Origin of the sequence: Massilia sp. GER05 (genome assembly GCF_052056005.1) — a bacterium.
Taxonomy (GTDB): Bacteria; Pseudomonadota; Gammaproteobacteria; order Burkholderiales; family Burkholderiaceae_D; genus Telluria; species Telluria orientalis.
In genome coordinates, this window is record NZ_CP178858.1 from 4,417,648 (window position 1) to 4,436,232 (window position 18,585).

The 18,585-nt window shown below is 66.7% G+C and carries 19 protein-coding genes; 10 read left to right on the forward strand and 9 right to left on the reverse strand.

Translation table 11 applies throughout. The features are described from left to right. Positions 1-7 precede the first annotated feature (7 nt). Entirely contained in the window at positions 8-343 is a 336-nt protein-coding gene (locus ACL58G_RS19585) for a DUF805 domain-containing protein (RefSeq protein WP_413388850.1), read from the reverse strand. Between the two features lie 141 nt (positions 344-484). On the opposite strand from ACL58G_RS19585, the gene ACL58G_RS19590 reads away from it, so the two are divergent. The 3 genes from ACL58G_RS19590 to ACL58G_RS19600 all read left to right on the forward strand — a co-directional run bounded on the left by ACL58G_RS19590 (position 485) and on the right by ACL58G_RS19600 (position 2,158). Next, complete coding sequence (locus ACL58G_RS19590; RefSeq protein WP_413388849.1) at positions 485-1,348, forward strand: hypothetical protein; 864 nt, start codon at positions 485-487, stop codon at positions 1,346-1,348. 19 nt (positions 1,349-1,367) lie between these two features. Then, complete coding sequence (locus ACL58G_RS19595; protein ID WP_413388848.1) at positions 1,368-1,763, forward strand: nuclear transport factor 2 family protein; 396 nt, start codon at positions 1,368-1,370, stop codon at positions 1,761-1,763. A gap of 233 nt (positions 1,764-1,996) precedes the next feature. Beyond that, a complete protein-coding gene (locus ACL58G_RS19600) occupies positions 1,997-2,158 on the forward strand; it encodes a hypothetical protein (protein WP_258850763.1) in 162 nt (53 codons plus the stop codon). Here the strand turns inward: ACL58G_RS19600 and ACL58G_RS19605 are convergent. Genes ACL58G_RS19605 through ACL58G_RS19630 form a run of 6 tightly spaced genes read right to left on the reverse strand, consistent with a single transcriptional unit; the run spans position 2,127 to position 7,478 of the window. Next, the gene (locus ACL58G_RS19605; protein ID WP_440962875.1) at positions 2,127-2,990 is read right to left on the reverse strand and encodes a DUF817 domain-containing protein; all 864 of its coding nucleotides are present in this window, start codon (positions 2,988-2,990) and stop codon (positions 2,127-2,129) included. The genes ACL58G_RS19600 and ACL58G_RS19605 overlap by 32 nt on opposite strands. A gap of 5 nt (positions 2,991-2,995) precedes the next feature. Beyond that, complete coding sequence (locus tag ACL58G_RS19610; RefSeq protein WP_440962876.1) at positions 2,996-3,469, reverse strand: MSHA biogenesis protein MshP; 474 nt, start codon at positions 3,467-3,469, stop codon at positions 2,996-2,998. After that, a complete protein-coding gene (locus tag ACL58G_RS19615; protein WP_413388845.1) occupies positions 3,466-4,320 on the reverse strand; it encodes a prepilin-type N-terminal cleavage/methylation domain-containing protein in 855 nt (284 codons plus the stop codon). Before ACL58G_RS19615 ends, ACL58G_RS19610 begins: the two co-directional genes overlap by 4 nt. Continuing rightward, positions 4,317-4,778 carry a type IV pilus modification PilV family protein gene (locus ACL58G_RS19620; protein ID WP_440962877.1) on the reverse strand — a complete coding sequence of 154 codons (462 nt, stop codon included), beginning with the start codon at positions 4,776-4,778 and terminating at the stop codon, positions 4,317-4,319. Before ACL58G_RS19620 ends, ACL58G_RS19615 begins: the two co-directional genes overlap by 4 nt. Next, on the reverse strand, positions 4,768-5,256 hold the full coding sequence (locus ACL58G_RS19625; RefSeq protein ID WP_440962878.1) for a prepilin-type N-terminal cleavage/methylation domain-containing protein: 489 nt from the start codon (positions 5,254-5,256) through the stop codon (positions 4,768-4,770). The genes ACL58G_RS19620 and ACL58G_RS19625 overlap by 11 nt, the downstream gene beginning before the upstream one ends. Beyond that, positions 5,253-7,478 (reverse strand): DUF6701 domain-containing protein, encoded by a 2,226-nt coding sequence (locus ACL58G_RS19630; RefSeq protein WP_440962879.1) that lies wholly within the window; start codon positions 7,476-7,478, stop codon positions 5,253-5,255. Before ACL58G_RS19630 ends, ACL58G_RS19625 begins: the two co-directional genes overlap by 4 nt. Here ACL58G_RS19630 and ACL58G_RS19635 point away from each other — a divergent pair. From ACL58G_RS19635 to ACL58G_RS19660, 6 genes are all read left to right on the forward strand, one after another. Next, positions 7,420-8,388, forward strand: a complete 969-nt coding sequence (locus tag ACL58G_RS19635) for a hypothetical protein (protein WP_440962880.1) — start codon at positions 7,420-7,422, stop codon at positions 8,386-8,388. The two genes, ACL58G_RS19630 and ACL58G_RS19635, sit on opposite strands and share 59 nt — an antisense overlap. Before the next feature lie 104 nt (positions 8,389-8,492). Then, a complete protein-coding gene (locus tag ACL58G_RS19640) occupies positions 8,493-10,658 on the forward strand; it encodes a TonB-dependent receptor plug domain-containing protein (protein WP_440962881.1) in 2,166 nt (721 codons plus the stop codon). A gap of 81 nt (positions 10,659-10,739) precedes the next feature. Next, the gene (locus ACL58G_RS19645; protein WP_413388840.1) at positions 10,740-11,129 is read left to right on the forward strand and encodes a hypothetical protein; all 390 of its coding nucleotides are present in this window, start codon (positions 10,740-10,742) and stop codon (positions 11,127-11,129) included. A gap of 81 nt (positions 11,130-11,210) precedes the next feature. Next, positions 11,211-12,101 (forward strand): RNA polymerase sigma factor SigJ, encoded by an 891-nt coding sequence (sigJ, locus tag ACL58G_RS19650; RefSeq protein ID WP_440962882.1) that lies wholly within the window; start codon positions 11,211-11,213, stop codon positions 12,099-12,101. A 197-nt stretch (positions 12,102-12,298) separates the two neighbouring features. Beyond that, a complete protein-coding gene (locus tag ACL58G_RS19655; protein ID WP_440962883.1) occupies positions 12,299-13,594 on the forward strand; it encodes a diguanylate cyclase in 1,296 nt (431 codons plus the stop codon). 136 nt (positions 13,595-13,730) lie between these two features. Beyond that, complete coding sequence (locus tag ACL58G_RS19660) at positions 13,731-14,459, forward strand: DNA-binding protein (protein WP_413339808.1); 729 nt, start codon at positions 13,731-13,733, stop codon at positions 14,457-14,459. A 133-nt stretch (positions 14,460-14,592) separates the two neighbouring features. Here the strand turns inward: ACL58G_RS19660 and ACL58G_RS19665 are convergent, their stop codons facing one another. Continuing rightward, positions 14,593-15,060, reverse strand: coding sequence for an Lrp/AsnC family transcriptional regulator (locus tag ACL58G_RS19665; RefSeq protein WP_413339810.1), 468 nt, complete (start codon positions 15,058-15,060; stop codon positions 14,593-14,595). Between the two features lie 285 nt (positions 15,061-15,345). Here ACL58G_RS19665 and ACL58G_RS19670 point away from each other — a divergent pair, with 285 nt between their 5' ends. Beyond that, positions 15,346-16,212 (forward strand): DMT family transporter, encoded by an 867-nt coding sequence (locus ACL58G_RS19670; protein WP_413388838.1) that lies wholly within the window; start codon positions 15,346-15,348, stop codon positions 16,210-16,212. Here ACL58G_RS19670 and ACL58G_RS19675 read toward each other — a convergent pair. Then, positions 16,209-18,521, reverse strand: a complete 2,313-nt coding sequence (locus ACL58G_RS19675) for a GH92 family glycosyl hydrolase (RefSeq protein WP_440962884.1) — start codon at positions 18,519-18,521, stop codon at positions 16,209-16,211. The two genes, ACL58G_RS19670 and ACL58G_RS19675, sit on opposite strands and share 4 nt — an antisense overlap. Positions 18,522-18,585 lie beyond the last annotated feature (64 nt).

The window sequence follows — 18,585 nt, forward strand, 5'->3', positions numbered from 1 at the left end:
GCAGGCCTCAGACCGCGTAGGCCGGGGCGGCGCCGTAGCGGTTCGGACGGCTGTCCTGGCACAGGAACACGATCATGACGATGACGCCGACGAACGGCACGAAGCTGATCAGCTGCCACCATCCGCTGCGGTCGGTGTCGTGCAGGCGGCGCGTGGTGACGGCGATGCCCGGCAGCAGGGCGATGACCGAATACACGTACGAGATCTTCGGTACGATCATCGCGAGGATCATGCTGACGATGAAGTTGAACAGGAAGAACCACCAGTATTCGGAGCGGCGCGCCGTGCCGTCGAAGGTGGCGAATTTCTTGAAGCAGGTTTCAACGGATTCGATGAGCGTCATGGTGTCCTCGTGATGTAAGTCCGGCACTATCGTACGCGAAAAGCGGTGCGACAAACTCTCCAATCTTCACGCCGCGCACGGTTCATCCGTACGTCATCCGGATGGCTTATAGTAACGACGACAACACGGATGGGAGCAAGCATGCGGTACACCCTCGCTTCGTCGGCCGGCAAGGGCCGGATCAACGAAGACGTCGCCGTCGTGTACGAGCGCGACGGTCATACGGACCTCGTGCTGATGGATGGCGCGACGCCGCTCACGCCCGAGCGCTGCGTGGCGGCCGGCGCCAGCGATCCGGCCTGGTTCGTGCGCCGCTTCGCGCAGGACCTGGGCCGCGTGCTGCGCGCGGACGGGAGCCAGGACGCGCTCGTGCTGGAAGCGCTGGACCATACGCGCGCCGCCTACCGCGCCGCCGGCGGCCACGCCGATGTGCCGCCTTACGCCTGGCCCATCGCGACGCTCGCGTGGGTGCGCGTGTCCGATGCCGGCACCGGGGGCAGCCACACCCTGGACCTGTTCTGCCTCGGCGACAGCAAGGTCCTGCTGCAGCTCCCGGACGGCACCGTACGCGACCTCGACCCTTTCGAGAACCCGCAGGAACAGGCGACGCAGGCCGCGGTCGCGGCGCTCGTTGCCGAAGGTATCCTCGATCCGGCCGAGCGCTGGACGCGGCTGCTGCCGATGCTGCGCGCACGCCGCCACGAACAGAACACGGCGGCAAGTCCCGCGGTCCTGTGCCTGGAACCGCGCGGCCCGTTCGCGGCGCGCAGGACGCGGGTGACGGCGCCGCGGGGCGCGCTGCTGCTGGTGCTCAGCGACGGCTTGTACCGCCTCGTCGACACCTATGGCCTGCACTCGGACGGCAGCCTGCTGGACGCGTGCCGCGCGCGCGGGCTGGACGCGCTGCTGGACGAGCTGCGCGCGTTCGAGGCCGGCAAGGAGGCCGCCGGACTGGCTGCGAAAACGGCGGACGACGCATCCGCCATCGCCTGGCGTTTTACGTGAAACGAGAAAGGAGAGACCGATGTCCCATGCCTGCATCGCACCGGCTGCCCTCGCCCTGATCGAGCGCTACGTGGCGGCCTACAACGCCTTCGACGTCGACGGCATGCTCGATACGCTGAGCCCCGACGTCCGTTTCGAGAACTGGTCCGGCGGCCATCTGACGGCCGCCAGCGACGGCCGCGACGCCTTCCGCATCCTGGCGGAACAGGCGAGAACGATGTTCGCCCAGCGCGAGCAGCGGGTGACGGCGCTGGCGCCGCGCGGCGACGCCCTCGTCGCCGCTATCGCCTGGCGCGGCCAGCTCGCCATCGACGTGCCCGGCGGGCCACCGGCCGGCACCCGGCTCGCAGTGCGGGGCGAGTCGGAATTCGTCGTGCGCGATGGACAACTCGCGCTCGTCGTCGACCGCAGCTGAGCTGGCGGGCTTGCCATTCTGTCGTGGAGAAAATCGAGACGATCTTGCGGAATTTAACCTTGGTTAGATCTGCCTCATGGATTTGTATAGCCAGGCGGTGTAATCTGATCTTTTACCCCATCGCAATGTAACTTATCGGGGTGGCATCGGATTCGCGGGAAATCCATTCGTGTCGCGGGTTTCTCGGCCTCCATATTATGATTGGCTCATACATATCACATGAAAGGACTTCCATGAACCATGATGCAGGATTCCGCGTTTCCCGTTTCGAGGAACAGAAACAGCGCGCGCGCCGCGTGCGTATCGGTGTGATGATCGTTCTGTGCGCCTTGCCCGTGGCGATGGCGCTGGCCAAGACCGGCGTCACTGCTCTGGTACGTGTATCCGCGCTTTGACGTGCTTGAGGTTCGCGACGATCGTGAACGTCATGATGACCAGTAGCGACCACGAACTCCACTTGCTGACGTGGACGGCCGACCACGCGCCCAGCTGGTTCGGATAACGCCACAATCCCCAGAACGTGCTGAGGTTTTCCGCCAGCCAGATGAAGAACCCGGTCAGCACGAATCCCAGTAGCAGCGGCATGCGCCGCTCGCGGTCCAGCGGACGGAAACTGACGGTCGTGCGGGCGTAGAGCCCGAGCGCGACGGCTGCCAGGTACCAGCGCGCATCCCCCAGCGCGTGGTGTGTGAAGAAATTCAGGTAGATCAGCAGCGCGACGAGCGCGGCCATCCAGTACGGCGGATGGTGGCGGACCCGCAGGTCGAGCAGGCGCCATGCCTGGATGATGTAGCTGCCTACCGCCGCGTACATGAACCCCGAGAACAGCGGCACGCCCCACACCTTCGTGTAGGCGAAGTCCGGATAACTCCACGACCTGATGCCGCTGGACGTCTTGAACGCCTCCAGCGCGAACCCGAGCGCGTGGAACAGGCAGATCGCCTTCAGTTCGTCGCGGGTCTCCAGTCCGCTCTTCAGCATCCACGCCTGGATCGCCAGCGCCGCCCCCAGCAGCAGGTCGTAGCGGGGTACGCCGAGCAGGCCGGCGCGGGGCACGAGCAGCACGCAGGCGAAGAACAGTCCAGCGAACAGGCATGCCCGCGCTTCCTTGATCCCGAACATCAGGGATTCGAGCACGCCGCGGCGCCAGCCTTCGATGCCGCGGGTGCGCGCGTCCGTCAGCAACGTGTCGAGCGCGGCGAGCGAGAGTGGGGCGCGGCGGAGCATGGGCCTCAGTAGCAGTCGGTGCCGTCGGACGCGACGCAGATCGACGCCGTGCGCTTGCGCTCGACGTAGTCCGGGTTCGCGAGGTCCGCGTCGGAGCCCGGGCAGGTGCTCCCGTTGCAGGCCGTCGCGGTCAGCTCGAAGATGACTTTTTTTACGGTTTTGCCATCCGGTCCGAGCCCTTCGTCGTAGGGTTGCGGGGTCGTGGAGCACCCCACGTTCACCGTGAAGCCCGTGTCGTGTTTGAAGTCCGGCACAGTCTTCACGGTATCGCACGTCGCGTCCTTTGCTTTCAGTTTGTAGAACGCCCATTCGAGCCCCGTGCGCGCGGCGAGGCTCGCGCGGGTGCCGAGGAAGGACTGGTTGACGGTGACCTGCTCCGTCTCCGACAGGCGCAGCACGGCCAGCGCGAAGCCGGCCAGCACGACGAGGAAGATGATGGCCGCGATGTACGCGAACCCGCCCGCGCGCCGGGCCGTCATGGCGTGTTCTCCACGTGGGCGCCCATCGTCAGCCGGGCCGATTCGCCGCCTTCGGCCAGGCCCAGACGCAGCTGCAGGTAACCGCTTTGCTGGGTGGCGCCCTGGCTTTCACGGTACAGGAAGTTGCAGTCGCTGACCTTCGCGACGAGGATCGCGCCACTCGTCGGACAGTTCTTCGCCGGCGTGGTGCTCGGCGTGTAGCCGGTGACGCGGTAGATGACGCCGGTGCCCGTCCCGGCGCCGTCCGTGCCTTGCCGGGTGCACGTGTAGGTCACGGCCCGCTCGAGCTTCGGGATGACGACGAAACGGCCGCCTTCGTAGCCGGCCGGCAGGGTCGCCGGCGCGGCGAGGGTGACCGTGTTCCGGCCCTGGGTCGTCGTGGCGGCGTCGGCGATGCTCTTGATCGCCCAGCTGTTGGCGGGGTTGTAGACGTCGTTCCCGTTCACGTTGCCGACGAATAGATAATCGCCTGCATAGCTGGCGTCGATGAGCGTCAGCGTGTCGAACGTATCCGTGGCGGCGTCGCGGGTGAACGGGTTGCCGGGGGTTGCATGCTCGTAGTCCGCCGCCGTGCGGAACCGGCCGCCATCCTTCGTCGGCACGAATTCGATGCACTGGTTCTGCCCATCCGTCCACGTATAGCGCAGCGAATTCGGCACGGCCGTGCGCACTTCCCACAGGATGCGGCGCAGCGCGGTATCGGCCTGGCTCGTGAGGTTCGCGCGCTGGCGGATCGAGAGATAGGTTTGCATGGCCGGCCGGATCTGCAGCACGAGCACGCCGGCGATGACGCCGACGATGACCATCACGATGATCAGTTCGACGAGGGTGAAGCCGCGCTGGCGGGTCATGATGGGTTGGTCCTCCAGCCGGTCAGCACGACGGAGCCGGCCCCCGGCATGGACACGGTGACGACGACGCGCACGGCATCCTCCGCCGACGCGACGCCGGCCAGCGCCGCAGTCACGGCTTCGACGTTCACCGAGTACCGCTCCAGCCCCGGAATGAGGTTGCCTTCGACGTCGCGGATGCCCGTCATGCCCTTGCCATAGCCGTTGTAGTCCCTGACGTCGTCGTAGTTGATGCGCGCCCCGGTGCCCGGCCCCGGGGCGAAGGGTTTCATCAGGATCTCTTCCATCATGTTGTCCGCGATCGACTGCATCTGCTGCACGATGACGGGATCCACGCTGGACCGCGTCGTGGCCGTGTACACGGCGACCATGCCGCCGAGCGCGACACCCATGATGACGAGGGCGACGATCAGTTCGACCAGCGTGACGCCGGTGCTGCGCCTGGCTTTATTCAACATAGCCGGTCGCGCCTTGTACGGTGATGGTGCGAAACAGGGTTCCGCCGTTGACGGCGCCCGTGACGGACAGGCTGCCCGCCCAGGCGGCCGCGCCGCCGGCGTCCGTCGTGATACGGCCGTCCGGCTGGAAGTACAGGGTGGCCGGCAGGTTGCCGGTCGTGACCGTAAGCGCGCTGTCGCTCGTCGCATAGTCGTCGTCGCCCACGCCGTTCAGCGCGATCCAGCCGTTGTTGTTGCCGTTCACGCGCAGTACGACGGCCTTCGGCCCGACGTTCGCCGACACGACGCGCCGGTGCCCCATCGCGATCTTCTGGGCGCGGCGCAGGCCGCTGACGACCTGGTCCCCGAATACGGCCGCTTCCGCCGACTTGTCGCCCGTCAGGCGCGGGATGCCGATGGCGGCCAGCGCAGCGATGATGATCATCACGACGACCAGCTCGACGATCGTGAAGCCGCCGCGACGGGCAGGGCGCGTCATCGGAACACCTCGCGCGTGTGGATGATGCGCTTCGTCTCCGGCGCGTAGACGCCGAACGTGGCCAGCGCGGACGGGTCGACGTTGCCGGCGGCCGCGCAGGAGGCGTCCGGGCTGCGCAGGAATGCGAGGGCGGCGCCCGTGCTCGCCGACATCGGCGTGCCCCGGCCGGCGTAGCAGGACGTGTTGGCGGCCGTCGTCCCCAGGTTGAGCGCGAACGGCACGCTGACGTGGGCGGCGGCGGAGGGCGTCAACGTGAGGTCGGCCTTGCCGCCCGCGAACGCCGGCGACAGCGTGGACGCGATCGTCAGACCCGGCACGGTCGTCCCCGTCGACACGATGCCGGCCGGCAGGGCGGTGGTGGAGTCCTCGGCGTTCATGATCCACATCTGGCCCGTGTAATACTCGATCGACACGGGAATCCCGAGCAGGGCGCCGGCGGGACCGAACCGGCTGGGCAGGCGGATGCGCCCGCTGCGGATCAACAGCGTCGGTTCGGCGCCGGCCGTGACCTCGGCCGGCATCGCGGACGAACTCGCCGGATACTGATCGAGCGGCAGGTCCTCGGCCGCGCGCACGCGCAAGCGCGTCTGCGCCGTCGGCGACTTCGTGAACGTGAAGCTGCCGGCCCACGTGGCGCTGCCGGCCTTGAAGTCCGTGCCGCGCAGCTGCGCCTTGCCCACGAGGTCGGTGTTCGGATAGCTCGTCGAGCGGCTGAAGGCGCCGCCGGCGGCCAGTGCGCTGCCGTCCGGATTGACGCCGGTGAACAGCACGTCGCGCGCATTTGCGCCCTCGTAGTTTTGCGTGACGCCGTTCTGCAGGTTGCGTGCCGTGACCTTGAGCTTGAGCGCGGGTTCGCCCGAATAATACTGCGCCAGCGTGCCGCCGAAGAAACGGGAGGTGCGCTTCCAGTCGGCGTCCGTATCGAACGTGAAGTAGGCCGGGCTGAACGTGCCGACGCCGCCCGTGCATCCCGTGGAGGCGCTGCCGGTCGCCGCGGTGGCGGGAAGTACGCCCGTTCCCAGGTAGCCGGCGCCGTTGGCGAGCGATGCGACGAGGTCGATGCGGCCTGTTTCGCTCCACGTGGCCTTGATCGTCTGCACGCCGGCAAGGGTCGGCGATGCCGTCTGTGCGAGCAGGCCGTTGCCGTTGGCCGGCTCGCACGTCACCGGCACCAGTTTCGCGCTTTCCGCTATCCGCTCACGGCCGAAGTTCGGGGTCGCGGCCGGGGTGGACGCGGCATTCAGGGCCGTGACCGTCGCCGTAAACTCCTTGCCCGCCACGTAAGGGGCATTGGCGTTCGCCAGCGCGAGCGCGAACTTCGCCGGCACGAACGTCGCCGTGACGTTCGCCGACGGCGGGCTGCCGGCGCCGCTGTCGGACGCCTTGACGGTCACCGCGCCGGCATCCGCGTATTGCAGCGGCACGCTCGCCTTGCCTTCCTGGTTGAAGGTGAGCTTGACGGTCGCGCCGGTGCCGTCGCAGGCCGCCGCGGCGTTCCGGCCGCTGTTGAGCGGAATATTGTTCAGGCGGACGGGCAGCGTGCCGCTCGCCGGATTGCTGTAGGCGCAGGTGAAATTGATGTTGCGATCCACATTGTTGAACAGAGGCACGCACGTATTCTGTTTCGCGTCGAAGCGCACGGCGGCCATCGTGAGCTGCGGGGGCGCGGGCGCCTCGGCGTAGGCGGCGTCGGCGCTCATCGTCATCGTGTACGCGGAACTCGCCACGGCGACCTTGCAGTCGCCCCCGGTGCCCGTGTCCGTGCGTATGCAGGCGGTGGCGCTGGCCGTCGTCGCGCCGGACAGCCCCAGGGTGAACGTGCCGGCCTGGGTCCAGCTCACGGCCGCCTGCACGCTGCCGGACGTCGGTATTGCCACCGACTGGCCCGTCGGGGCCAGCGTCACGGTGGCGCCGCCGCCGTACGTGGCCGTGCACGCCTGGTTGGCGCAGGCGGTGATCGTCACCGCCGACGGCGCGCACACGCTGCCCGCCGGGTTGTAGTTGATGAGGAAGTGGTCGAGCGCTACAGCATTGCCCTGACAGTGCGGGCCCAGCGTCGTGTTCACGTCGTAGCCGCTGCTGTTCTGTACGCAGTCGCACTTGCCGGTGGCGGTCCCGCCCGAGCAGTAAATCGTCTTCGTCACGCGGCCGTGCCAGTTGAAGATGCCGCTGTCGATCGTCGCATTGCCATCGATGAGGGCGTCCGATGAGTCGAGCGTCAACGTGCCGGCGGTTACGTCGCCTTGTTTCACGGTGACGGAAGAACCCAGCTGCAGCGACGTCCTGGCCGTAATATTGCCCTCGACCGTGGAGCCGGACGCCAGCAGGCTGACGACGGGCGCCGTGATGTTGCCCTTGACCGTGCTCCCCGAAGCGAGCGTAAACGAGTTCGTCGCGACGATGTCGCCGTTCAGGGCGACAGGGGAGTTGGTCGTGATCGTCGCACCGCTGATCGGGCCGTTGATCGTCGCGTGCGAGGCGACGTTGACGGTGCCCGTCGCCTTGATGCTGCCGGTGATGGTGAGGTCGGATCCGGTGCCCAGGTTCGCCGTGACGGCCTGGATGGTCGCCGTCAGCGTTCTGGTTTTGCGCGCCCACGCTGAACACGTCGCCCGCGATCAGCGTGCCGCCACTGATGTTGAGGTTGCCGGTCTTGATCCCGCCGATGTCGAGGTTGCCAGTACTCGACAGGACAGCGGTCCCGCTCATCGTCAGCGTGTGGTCGTATCCGAACGTGATGTCCGACGTAAAATCTACCCGGTAGCCGCTCGCAATGGTCATATTGTCGTTCCAGTTGCTCAGCGGAAGGCTCGTGCACGTGTACGTATTCCCGGTCAACGGACACCCGCCGACGTTTCCACCATTGAACTGATAGGTCTTCGCGTGCGCGTGGCCGCCTGTCGCGGACAGCATCAAGGCAAGCAGCAAGTAATAAAGGCGGCGCAGGAGCATGGCTGGCCGATTATATCTTGGAGGACCAAGTATTTCGTCAAATCAATAGCACATGAGGACTGCGCGCCACATACGCGTCATCGTCTTGTATTGGAACCCGAGACGGGCCCGCCGGAAGCGTTCCTGGAAGATCGTGCGCGGGCCAGTTTCGCGGGACTCGTTGATGCAACGCGGAAGTGACAAACGCCGCGATTCCGGATAGCATAATTCGTTAGTCTCTCGAACTATTTGATCCGAACGCTGCCAATCCAGCGCGTATTGACGCAATCCTCTGCCCTCTCACGATGTCACCCACACCTCTTTGCCTCGCCATCGCCGCCGTGCTGTCCTGTCCCGGCGCCGCGTTCGCACAATCCACCCCTCCGGCCGACAAGGGCAAGGCCCAGGACAAGCCGGTGCAAAAGGTGGAAGTGAAGGGCTCGGCGAGCACCTACGACCCGCGCCGCGACGACACGGCCAGCAAGACCGTGCTGTCGGCCGAGGAGATCCGCAAATACGGCGACGACAACATCTTCGACGTGCTGAAGCGCGCACCGGGCGTCACGGTGACGGATAAATCGATCAAGATGCGGGGACTCGGCGCCGGCTACACGCAGATCCTCGTCAACGGCGACCGCCCGCCGCCCGGCTTTTCGCTGGACGCGCTGACGCCGGACCAGATCGAGCGCATCGAAGTGATCCGCGCCGCCAGCGCCGAGTATTCGATGCAGGCCATCGCGGGCACCATCAACATCGTGCTGCGCAAGGTCGTCAGCAAGCCGCAGCGCGACCTGCGCCTGAACGCGACGCGCTCGCCGTTGCAGCGCAGCGGCACGATGGGTGGCACGTGGGGCGACAAGGTCGGCACCCTGTCGTACTTCGTGAACGGCACGCTGTTCGGCGGCCACAACGAGTTTCATTCGCGGGGCGCGGACCAGCTGTCGCTGCCGGACGGCACGCTGGCGCAGTCGCGCCTGACCCGCTACGACGGCGGCGGCGCCTACCGTGGCGGCGTCCTGTTCCCGCGCCTGAACTGGAAGATCGACGCGGACAACGAACTGAACCTGTCGGCGGGGCTGCAGGCGAGCAGCCATGCGTGGTCCGGCGTCTCGCACAACGAGAATCGCGCCGGGTCGTTCGGCAATCCGGACTGGATCGACATGCCGGGCCGCACGTCGGGCGACCAGTGGATGATGCGCGGCGAGATCGGCTGGGTCGCGAAGGTGGCCGGCGGCAAGCTGGACGTGAGCCTGTCGGGGGAGCGCAGCCGCGACGAGAACGACAACGACACGGATTATTATTCGGCAGGCCGCGCGCACCACCTGCTGCGCGATTGGGACACCGTGTATCGTCCGCGCCGCATGTCGTTCCGCGGCAAGTTCGCGCGCTCGCTGTTCGACGGCCATGCGCTCGTGACGGGCATCGATGCGAGCCGCCAGCGTAACGAGGACTCGCGCGACCGCGTCGACCAGCAGGACGGCGCGCCCGCCACGCACGTGGTCGAGGCCTACGAGCCGCAGGTCACGCGCCTGGCCGGCTATGTGCAGGACGAGTGGAGCATCACGAAGCAGTGGTCGATGTACCTGGGCGGGCGCTGGGAAGGCGTGGAGACCGAGAGTGCTGGGACGAACGTGCCCGGGACGACGTCGCGCAGCCACGTGCTGAGCCCCGTCGCTCAGACCTTGTACAAATTCCCCGACAAGAGCGGCCGCCAGGTGCGCCTCGCGCTCACGCGCACGTACAAGGCGCCCACCGTCGACCAGCTGACGGCGCGGCGCTACCTGTCCGCGCTGAACACCCGCTTCGCGCCCGATTCCAGCGGCAATCCGGGCCTGAAGCCGGAGCTGGCGAACGGCGTCGACGTCGCGTTCGAGCAGTACTGGGCGGACGGGGCGATGGTGTCCGTGAGCGGCACGCAGCGCCTGATCAGCGACTATATCCGCACGCGCCTGGACCTCGATCCGGACGGCCGCTGGATCTATCGCCCGCTGAACGACGGCGACGCGCGCGTGCATTCGCTCGAGGCCGAAATGAAACTGCCGCTGCGCATGCTGAACCCGGCCGCCGCCGGCTTCGACATGCGCGCGAGCGTGACCCGCAACTGGTCGGACGTGTCGACCGTGCCCGGCCCCGACAACCGCCTCGACGGGCAGACGCCGATGTCGGCCAACGTCGGCCTCGACTACCGCCGCGATCGCCTCAGCTTCGGCGCCAGCATGGCGTACCAGCAGGGCGGCTGGGTGCGCGTGTCGGACGCGCAGATCCGCCACGCGCACACGCGGCGCGACGTCGACGCGTATGCCGCCTGGAAGCTCGATCCGCACCTGCAGTTGCGCTTCACGCTCAACAATATCCTGGGCATGGACGGCGAGTCGGAAAGCATCTACGAGGACGCGGGCGGGCTGTCGCGCCAGGCCAGCTGGCAGCAGGGCGCCACGCGCGTGGGGGTGAATCTCGAGCTGAAGATGTGACCAGGAAACGAATGTTCCACCCGTTACGGTTTGGTACAAATTCCAAACGTACAGATGAGTTACGGCGGTTAGGATTGCCGCATGAACTTTACTTTTTCGTCATTGGAGCACGGAACCTGTGTCGTCAAGCTGTGGGCGACGGGCCGTTACGGGTTTTCCCTGCCGAAGAAAGTCGACATCACGACGCCCGCCGGGGCGACGTGTACGTTCCTCTACATCAACAAGGTTGAACAGCGGGTCAGCATGAAGGCGGAGCCCGGCAACCGGATGATCGTCCGCATTGCCATCGGCGCCTTCCTCGCCGGCGTACCGCCGGACGGCAGCACGGTCGAGATCGATCCCGACATGCCGCCGTATGCCGGCAAACTCACCCCGGTGCGGCTGGACGCGCCACGCGCACCGATGCGGGTGCGGCCGGGAAAGTCACATGCCCGCACCCGGCTGGATGCCGAGTGCGGGACGCCACCCTGACAGCCCGGGCAGCTATGTCGCAGCGCTGACGGGGCGTACAATCGGCGGTCACAAAACGTGTGCCTCATCCGTCTAATGGATATGGATACCCAGACCGCCACTCCCCTCGACGAATTCATTCGTCTCCGTCCCCGCCTGTTCGGGATCGCCTACCGCATGCTGGGCGTGCGCGCCGACGCCGAGGACATCGTCCAGGAAGCCTGGCTGCGCTGGCAGAACGGCGGCAGCCTGGAAGCGCGCACGCCGGAAGCGTGGCTCGTCACCGTCGTCACCCGGCTCTCGATCGACCGCCTGCGCGGGGCCATGACGGAGCGCGAGCACTACGTCGGCCCGTGGTTGCCCGAACCGCTGGTCGAAGACACCGCGGCGTCGCCGGAAAGCGCACTGGAAGCGGCCGGCGACCTCTCGACGGCCTTCCTGCTGATGCTCGAACGGCTGGCACCGGAAGAGCGCGCCGTGTTCCTGCTGCACCAGGTGTTCGATTTCGATTACGCCGAGGTCGCGGCGATGGTCGGCAGGACGGAGGCGGCCTGCCGCAAGGTGCTGCAGCGGGCGCGCGAACGGGTGCGGGCGGAACGGCCCAGGTTCGCCGTCAACCGCGAACTGCACCTGGAATTGCTGGGGCGTTTCGTGCAGGCGGCCCGTTCGGCCGACCCGGCCCAGGTGCAGGCGCTGCTGACGGCGGACGCGACGTTCACGGGCGACGGCGGCGGCAAGGTCAAGACGACGGTCAGGCAGGTGGTCGGCGCCGACCGCGTGGGCCGCCTCGTCGCCGGCATCGAGCGCAAGTGGTCGAACGCCGACACGCGCCACGACATCATCACCGTCAACGGGGCGCCGGGCGTGCTGACCTGGCGCAACGGCAGGCCGGATGCGATCACCTCGATCCACATCGAGGACGGCCGCATCGCCGCCATCTATGTCGTACGCAACCCGGACAAGCTGGGCGGACTGGCCGGCCTGCGTGCCTGATCGGTATCTTTTTGTCAGCGCACAACATATTTTCCTGATAACTCTCAGAGGAACATCAGATAGTCAAAAAAAGCGGGGTTTCTTTCTTATGCATGGCGCAAACGGAGGTATGCTGGCGGTCGGCGCAACGCTACCATGGTCAACTCTTCGAAGGCGTGTAACAGATGGCAGGGCATACCTCGTTGTACAGGAATCATGTGTTGTTCTTGTCGCACAGCTTCTTCATCAAGGACAACCAGGCCGAGTTGCAGTTGCACGCGCATAAGTACGATTTCGATATCCGCTTCTTCCATGAGCTGAGCGAATTCGTGGCGGCGGTCGAACGCGATGCGGCCGACAGCCTGTACGTCGTCGACCTCGACGCGCTGCACAACATGCAGTCCGACCTGCGCGATGCGCGCAAGACCCTGCTGCTGGGCGAGCTGCTGCAGCGGCTGCCCGCGGACCACCGCTACGTCTACCTGCAAAGCGTGCGCCAGGGCAGCCGGTTCCTGCTGCAGCAACGCCTCGTCGACAGCAACTGCCTCGCCTACGCCGAAAAGCCGATCGCGAACGACGTCCTCGTCGACAAGCTGTTCAACCTGTTCGTGCAGCAGAAACGCGGCGACCTCGTGCGCGTGGTCATGCTGGGCGCGCCGCCGGGCTGGGACGAGGCGGCGCTGCGCGCACAGCGGCTGGACATCGTCTATCACACCGATCCGCAGACGCTGCACCTGCGCGTGAAAGACCTGCAGCCGGATATCGTGCTGATCACGGACGCGGAATACGAATGCACGGAAGCCGTCGTGCGCGTGCTCAAGCGCAATATCGAGGCCGATCCCGTGCGCGAGATCACCTTGCTGCAACGCCGCGCCGACCCGGCGCTGGCGCGACGCGCGCTGGACAGTGGCTTCGATGCATTGCTCGCGATGGACGATGCCGAGCTGCTCGCGCGCCAGTTGCTCAACCGGGCCGCCAAGATCCGCATCAACCGCGACCTGATCGGCAAGGACCGCGCGACGGGCCTGCTCAACAAGATCGGCCTGCAGCAGAAGGCGCAGGCGCTGATCTGCCGCGCCGTGCTGGAAAACCGGCCGCTGTGCTTCGGCGTCATCGACATCGACAAATTCAAGACCATCAACGATACCTGGGGCCATTATTTTGGCGACATCGTCATCAAGCGTTTGTCGCTGACGCTGGCGGCGCGCATGGAAGAGGGCGACCTGCTGAGCCGCTTCGGCGGCGAGGAATTCGTCGTCGTGTTCTGGGATTGCACGCTGGAGCAGGGCTGGCACCGGCTCGACGCGCTGCGCCAGGCGTTTGGCGCCATTGCGTTCGAGGTCAAGCCGGGCGACGTGCGCCACTTCTCGTTCAGCGGCGGCCTGGCCGCCTATCCGGACGGACGCAGCGAGAACGAATTGTTCCTGCGCGCGGACGCCATGCTGTACGAAGCGAAGCAGGGCGGGCGCAACCAGATCCGCCCGATCGCCGCGCCAGTCGCGCAAACGGGCTGAATTCTTACCAATTGTGAAATGGTTTGCCGGCCAACGCGTCCGGCGCGCAACACTCTTGCGCTGATTGCTGCTGAATTTCTCTACGGGAAGTATCATACGCACTCCCGAAATCCAACGAAGCAGGAGTCAAGACCTTATGGCAGGCCAAGAAGTCACATTCGACGACGTTGCGCGCGCAGCCGAGAGTTTGCAGGAGGATGGCGAAGCGGTAACCATCGAAGCGGTGCAGGACTTCCTCGGCGAGGGGTCGCCGAACGCCATCTTCAAGCACCTGGCCGCGTGGCGTGCGGCGAACGTCAAGCCGAAGGCTCCCCCAAAGGCCGAGCTGCCGCAGGAATTGCTGGCCGGTCTGGCGGACTGGGCCTTGAAGTTCGCGGAGCAGGCCGGTGCCGGCGATCGCGAAGCGCTCGAGCGCAACGAGGCGGACATCGAAGCGCTGCGTTCGGCCGGCGAAGTGCTGGAAGGCGAGCGCGACGCGCTGCGCGAGGAAATGGCGAGCGCCACGGCAGCGTCCGAGGAAGCCATCGCCGAGCGCGACGAAACGATCGAGCGCCTGAACGCGGAACTCAAGAATGCGCGCCAGGTCGCGATGGATGCCCTCGTCAGCAAGGCGAAGGACCAGCTCGCGATCGACGGCAAGGAACAGCAACTGACGCAGCTGCGCCAGGAACTGGAGCGCAAGGTGGCGGACATGGCCGCCGAATCGGACGCGCGCCTGCGCGCCGAGATGGAACTCGTGGGCGCGACGACCGCGCGCGACAGCCTGGCGGCCGAGCTGGACGACCTGCGTGCGAAGCTCGACAAATCGACCGCGGAGCGCAGCAAGCTGCGGGCCGAGCTGACCGAACTGAAATCCAAAAAATAAACGTGTACGCATCGTGGGCTCGGGGAGCCCACCCTACAGTGCACTGAAATCCAAAAAATATGTGCACGGCCACACGGACGGAGTGCATTTCAGCGCGTAGGGTGGGCACCCCGTGCCCACGCGCAGGCCGGCATCATGGCGAAACCGACGGGGTGCGTTTCAGGCACCGCAACGTAAACGTCGACCGCGTCCGGGTCACCCCCGGCAGCTTGTACAGCTTCTGCCGGAGAAATTTTTCGTAGCCTTCCGTCCCCGCCACGGCGACCTTGATCAGGTAGTCGTACTCCCCCGACAGCAGATACGCCTCCATCACCTCCGGCAACTCGGCCAGGGCGTCCTGGAACGCCTTGAAGATCTCGTCGTCGTGGCGGTCCACCGTCACCTCGATGATCACCGTGTCCGGCATGCCCAGCGCCCGCTGGTCCAGCATCGCGACGTAGCCCGTAATGAAACCCGCTTCCTCCAGCGATTTGACGCGGTGCCAGCAGGGCGTCGGCGACAGGTGCACCGTTTCGGCCAGTTTCTGGTTGCTGATGCGTCCGTCGCGGCTGAGCGTGCGCAGGATCTGGCGGTCGATCTCGTCCAGCTGGCCGTCTTTCATCGCAGTGCTTCCTTCGTAGATTCTAGATAACGCCGGAGATTTTATCTTCTATCTCGTATTTCCGCAGAAGACCCTTGCGGAAATGGTCGTGTTATCGCTATCGAATAGAAGCACATTCTGCGCGTGCTCCCTTACCATGGCGCCTATCCATTATTGCGGCGCAGCATCGCCTACCCGGCAATGTCCGCGTCCGCCGCTTTTCGTTCAGGAGCCCTCGTGTCGAATGCAGTGTCACGGGCGGGCGCCGGCTACCGGAGTGATCCCTTCGCAGCCGAACTGCCGCTCATGCTGATCACCCCCGCGCTGTTCGCAGCGAACCTCGTCGTCGCCCGCTGGGCGCAGGGCGCGGGGATCCCGCCCGTCTTCCTCGCCTTCGGGCGCTGGATGCTGGCGTTCCTGATCCTGCTGCCGTCGTGCGGTCCGCGCCTGTGGGCGTTGCGCGGCCTGCTCCGCGCCAACTGGCAGCGCATCCTTCTGCTGGCCGGCCTCGGCATGGGCCTTTCCGTTGCACCGCAATACGTCGGCGCGCGCCATACGAGCGCGGCCAACGTGGGCATCATCTTCGCCGCCTGCCCGGCGCTCGTGACCCTGATCGAAACGCTCGTGTGGAAGGCGCCGCTGTCGCGCCGCCAGGCCGGCGGCATGTTCCTGGCGATTCTCGGCGTGCTGGTCGTGCTGTCGAAGGGCGACGTGACGGCGCTGGGCCAGCTGGAATTCGGGCGTGGCGACCTGTGGGTCGTGCTGGCCGCGTGCGGCTGGTCGTTCTACACCGTCTTCAACAAGCGCCTGCCGCTGCCGCCGCTGCCGTCCACGGTGAAACTGGCCGCGCTGATCGGCGGCGGCGCGCTCGTGCTGGCGCCGTTCGCCGCGGTCGAAGCGGCCAGCGGCACCGTCGCCGACTTCGCCGACGGCCGCCTGTACGCGGCGCTCGCCTTCCTCGCCGTCGTGCCGAGCCTCGGCGCGTACTTCTTCTTCGACCGCCTGGTGGGCGCGGCCGGTCCGGCGCGCGCGAGCCTGACCGTGTACCTGATCCCGCTGTTCGCGACGCTGGCCGCGTGGCCGCTGCTGAAGGAGCCGCCGCACCTGTACCACGCGGCCGGTTTCGCCGTCATCCTGGCCGGCGTCGCCGTCGCCAGCATGCGCCGCCGTTAATACGCGGTCTGGGTATAAGGGCGCGCGGCCGGCGCCTTGCCCCAGTCCCTGTTCGGCGTGGGCTGCATCCGGAACACGAGTTCCCCGCCCGCCACGATGTCCTCGTGGCGCAGCACGCTGCGCGCGAGCGGCTTGCCGTTCAACGTCACGCTGCCCACGTACGGGTTCGCGTCCGAGAGTCCTTCCGTCCGGATCGTGAAGCGCTTCCCGTTCGGCAGGTTCAACGCCGCGCGCTCGACGAAGGGCCGCCCGATCACGTACTCGTTGCTGCCCGGCGCGACGGGATAAAAGCCCAGCGCCGTGAACGCGAACCAGGCCGAGATCTGGCCCAGATCGTCGTTGCCCGCGAGGCCGTCCGGCGTGTCCTTGTACTGGCTCTTCACGATCTGCGCGAGGCGCGCCTGCGTCTTCCACGGCGCGCCCGCGTAGTTGTACAGGTACGCCACGTGGTGCGACGGCTCGTTGCCGTGCGCGTAGTGGCCGATCAGGCCGGAGATGTCTTCCATGTGCGCGTACACGGTCGGGTCGATCGTCGCGTCGAACACCTGGTCGATCTTGTCGATCAGCCCCGCGTCGCCGCCGAGCATCTTCACGAGCCCCGCGTTATCGTGCGGCATATACCAGGAATACTGCCACGCGCTGCCTTCCGTGTAATCGCTGCCGAAATTCGAGCGCACGGGGTCGAATGGCTCGCGAAACGTCCCATCCGACTTCTTGGCCCGCACGAAGCCGGTCCCGGGATCGAACACGTTGCGCCAGTTCTGCGCGCGCTGGTAGTAACGGTCGGCCACGTCGCGCCGGCCCATCCTGTCGGCCATGCGCGCGATGGTCCAGTCGTCGAACGCATATTCGACCGTCTTCGACGCCGCTTCCGGTTCCAGGTCGATCGGCACATAGCCCAACTTCATGTAGTGCTGCAGGCCGCCGTACGGGCTATACTCCGCGCTCGCGGTCATCGCGCGCAGCGCCTCGTCGGCGTCGAAACCCTTCAGGCCCTTCATGTACGCGTCGGCGATGACGGGCACCGCGTGGTAGCCGATCATGCACCAGGTCTCCAGGCCGGCGAACTGCCACACGGGCAGGATGCCGTACGGGCTGGCTTTCTGCGATTCGACCAGCGAGCGCACGAAGTCGGCGTTGCGCCGCTCCGGCTGGATCAGCGTCAGCAGCGGATGCAGGGCGCGGTACGTGTCCCACAGGGAGAAGGTGGAGTGGAAGCGGAAGCCCTGCGCCTGGTGCACCTGGTTGTCCGGACCGCGGAATTTGCCGTCCGCGTCCATGAACAGGCTGGGGGCCAGCAGCGCGTGGTACAGGCTCGTGTAGGCCATGCGCTTCATCGGCTGCGGCGCGTCGATGTCGACGGCGCCCAGGGCGTCTTCCCACGCGTCGTGCGCGCGCCGGCGCTCGGCATCGAAGTCCCAGCCCGGCATCTCCGCGAGGTTGGCGAGCGCGCCGTCCTCGCTGGCGCCCGACACGGCCACCTTCACGAGCACCGTGCCGTCGGCGGGCGTGCCGAAGCCGAACGTGCCTTCCAATGCCTTGCCTTCGACGAGGACCTTGTCGGCGGGCGTCTTGCCGGGCGCCGCGAAGCCCCTGTATTCGACGCCTTCCTCGCGGTTCATCAACTGGTGCGCGACGATGGGCCGCGAGAAGCGGATCGCGAAGTACAGCTGGCGGCCCGGCGCCCAGCCGCGCGTCGCGCGCATGCCCGTGACCGTGTCGTTGCCGCGCAGGCGTACGCGCGACCAGAGATTCTTGCCGGACCAGTCGTAGATGCTGGAGCGCAGGTCCAGGATCACGTTGGCCACCGCGCCCGGCCTGAAGCGGTAGCGGTGCAGGCCCACGCGCTCGCTCGCGGTCAGCTCCACGTCGACGTCGTTGTCCAGCAGTTTCACCGCGTAATAGCCCGGCTCCGCGCGCTCGTCCTTGTGCGAGAAGCGCGAGCGGTAGCCGCTGAACGGGCGTTCTGGATACCCCGGTTCCAGCTTCACCTGGCCGGCGGTCGGCATCAGCAGCACGTCGCCCAGGTCCGAGTGGCCGGCGCCGGAAAAATGCGTGTGCGAGAAGCCGAGGATCGAATCGTCCTCGTAGCGGTAGCCGGCGGCCCACGGATAGCCCTGGCGGAAGTGGCGCACCTGCGTGTCGGGACTGAGCTGCACCATGCCGAACGGGCGGGTCGCACCCGGGAACGTGTGGCCGTCGCCGCCGGTGCCGATGAAGACGTCGACGTTGTCGGTGCGGTTGGCGGCGTGGGCGGGCGAACCCGCGCACAACGCGGCGATGGCGAGGGGCAGGATGGAATTGTGCATGTCGTCTCCAGTCGTGTGCCTGTAAACCCGAACCATATCGCGAAACTTTCCGAAGCGGCAACCG

Coding starts and splice junctions, on each gene's coding strand:
- ACL58G_RS19585 (WP_413388850.1), bottom strand. CDS start 343: ATGACGCTCATCGAATCCGTTGAAACCTGCTTCAAGAAATTCGCCACC.
- ACL58G_RS19590 (WP_413388849.1), top strand. CDS start 485: ATGCGGTACACCCTCGCTTCGTCGGCCGGCAAGGGCCGGATCAACGAA.
- ACL58G_RS19595 (WP_413388848.1), top strand. CDS start 1,368: ATGTCCCATGCCTGCATCGCACCGGCTGCCCTCGCCCTGATCGAGCGC.
- ACL58G_RS19600 (WP_258850763.1), top strand. CDS start 1,997: ATGAACCATGATGCAGGATTCCGCGTTTCCCGTTTCGAGGAACAGAAA.
- ACL58G_RS19605 (WP_440962875.1), bottom strand. CDS start 2,990: ATGCTCCGCCGCGCCCCACTCTCGCTCGCCGCGCTCGACACGTTGCTG.
- ACL58G_RS19610 (WP_440962876.1), bottom strand. CDS start 3,469: ATGACGGCCCGGCGCGCGGGCGGGTTCGCGTACATCGCGGCCATCATC.
- ACL58G_RS19615 (WP_413388845.1), bottom strand. CDS start 4,320: ATGACCCGCCAGCGCGGCTTCACCCTCGTCGAACTGATCATCGTGATG.
- ACL58G_RS19620 (WP_440962877.1), bottom strand. CDS start 4,778: ATGTTGAATAAAGCCAGGCGCAGCACCGGCGTCACGCTGGTCGAACTG.
- ACL58G_RS19625 (WP_440962878.1), bottom strand. CDS start 5,256: ATGACGCGCCCTGCCCGTCGCGGCGGCTTCACGATCGTCGAGCTGGTC.
- ACL58G_RS19635 (WP_440962880.1), top strand. CDS start 7,420: ATGCCGCTGTCGATCGTCGCATTGCCATCGATGAGGGCGTCCGATGAG.
- ACL58G_RS19640 (WP_440962881.1), top strand. CDS start 8,493: ATGTCACCCACACCTCTTTGCCTCGCCATCGCCGCCGTGCTGTCCTGT.
- ACL58G_RS19645 (WP_413388840.1), top strand. CDS start 10,740: ATGAACTTTACTTTTTCGTCATTGGAGCACGGAACCTGTGTCGTCAAG.
- sigJ (WP_440962882.1), top strand. CDS start 11,211: ATGGATACCCAGACCGCCACTCCCCTCGACGAATTCATTCGTCTCCGT.
- ACL58G_RS19660 (WP_413339808.1), top strand. CDS start 13,731: ATGGCAGGCCAAGAAGTCACATTCGACGACGTTGCGCGCGCAGCCGAG.
- ACL58G_RS19665 (WP_413339810.1), bottom strand. CDS start 15,060: ATGAAAGACGGCCAGCTGGACGAGATCGACCGCCAGATCCTGCGCACG.
- ACL58G_RS19670 (WP_413388838.1), top strand. CDS start 15,346: ATGCTGATCACCCCCGCGCTGTTCGCAGCGAACCTCGTCGTCGCCCGC.
- ACL58G_RS19675 (WP_440962884.1), bottom strand. CDS start 18,521: ATGCACAATTCCATCCTGCCCCTCGCCATCGCCGCGTTGTGCGCGGGT.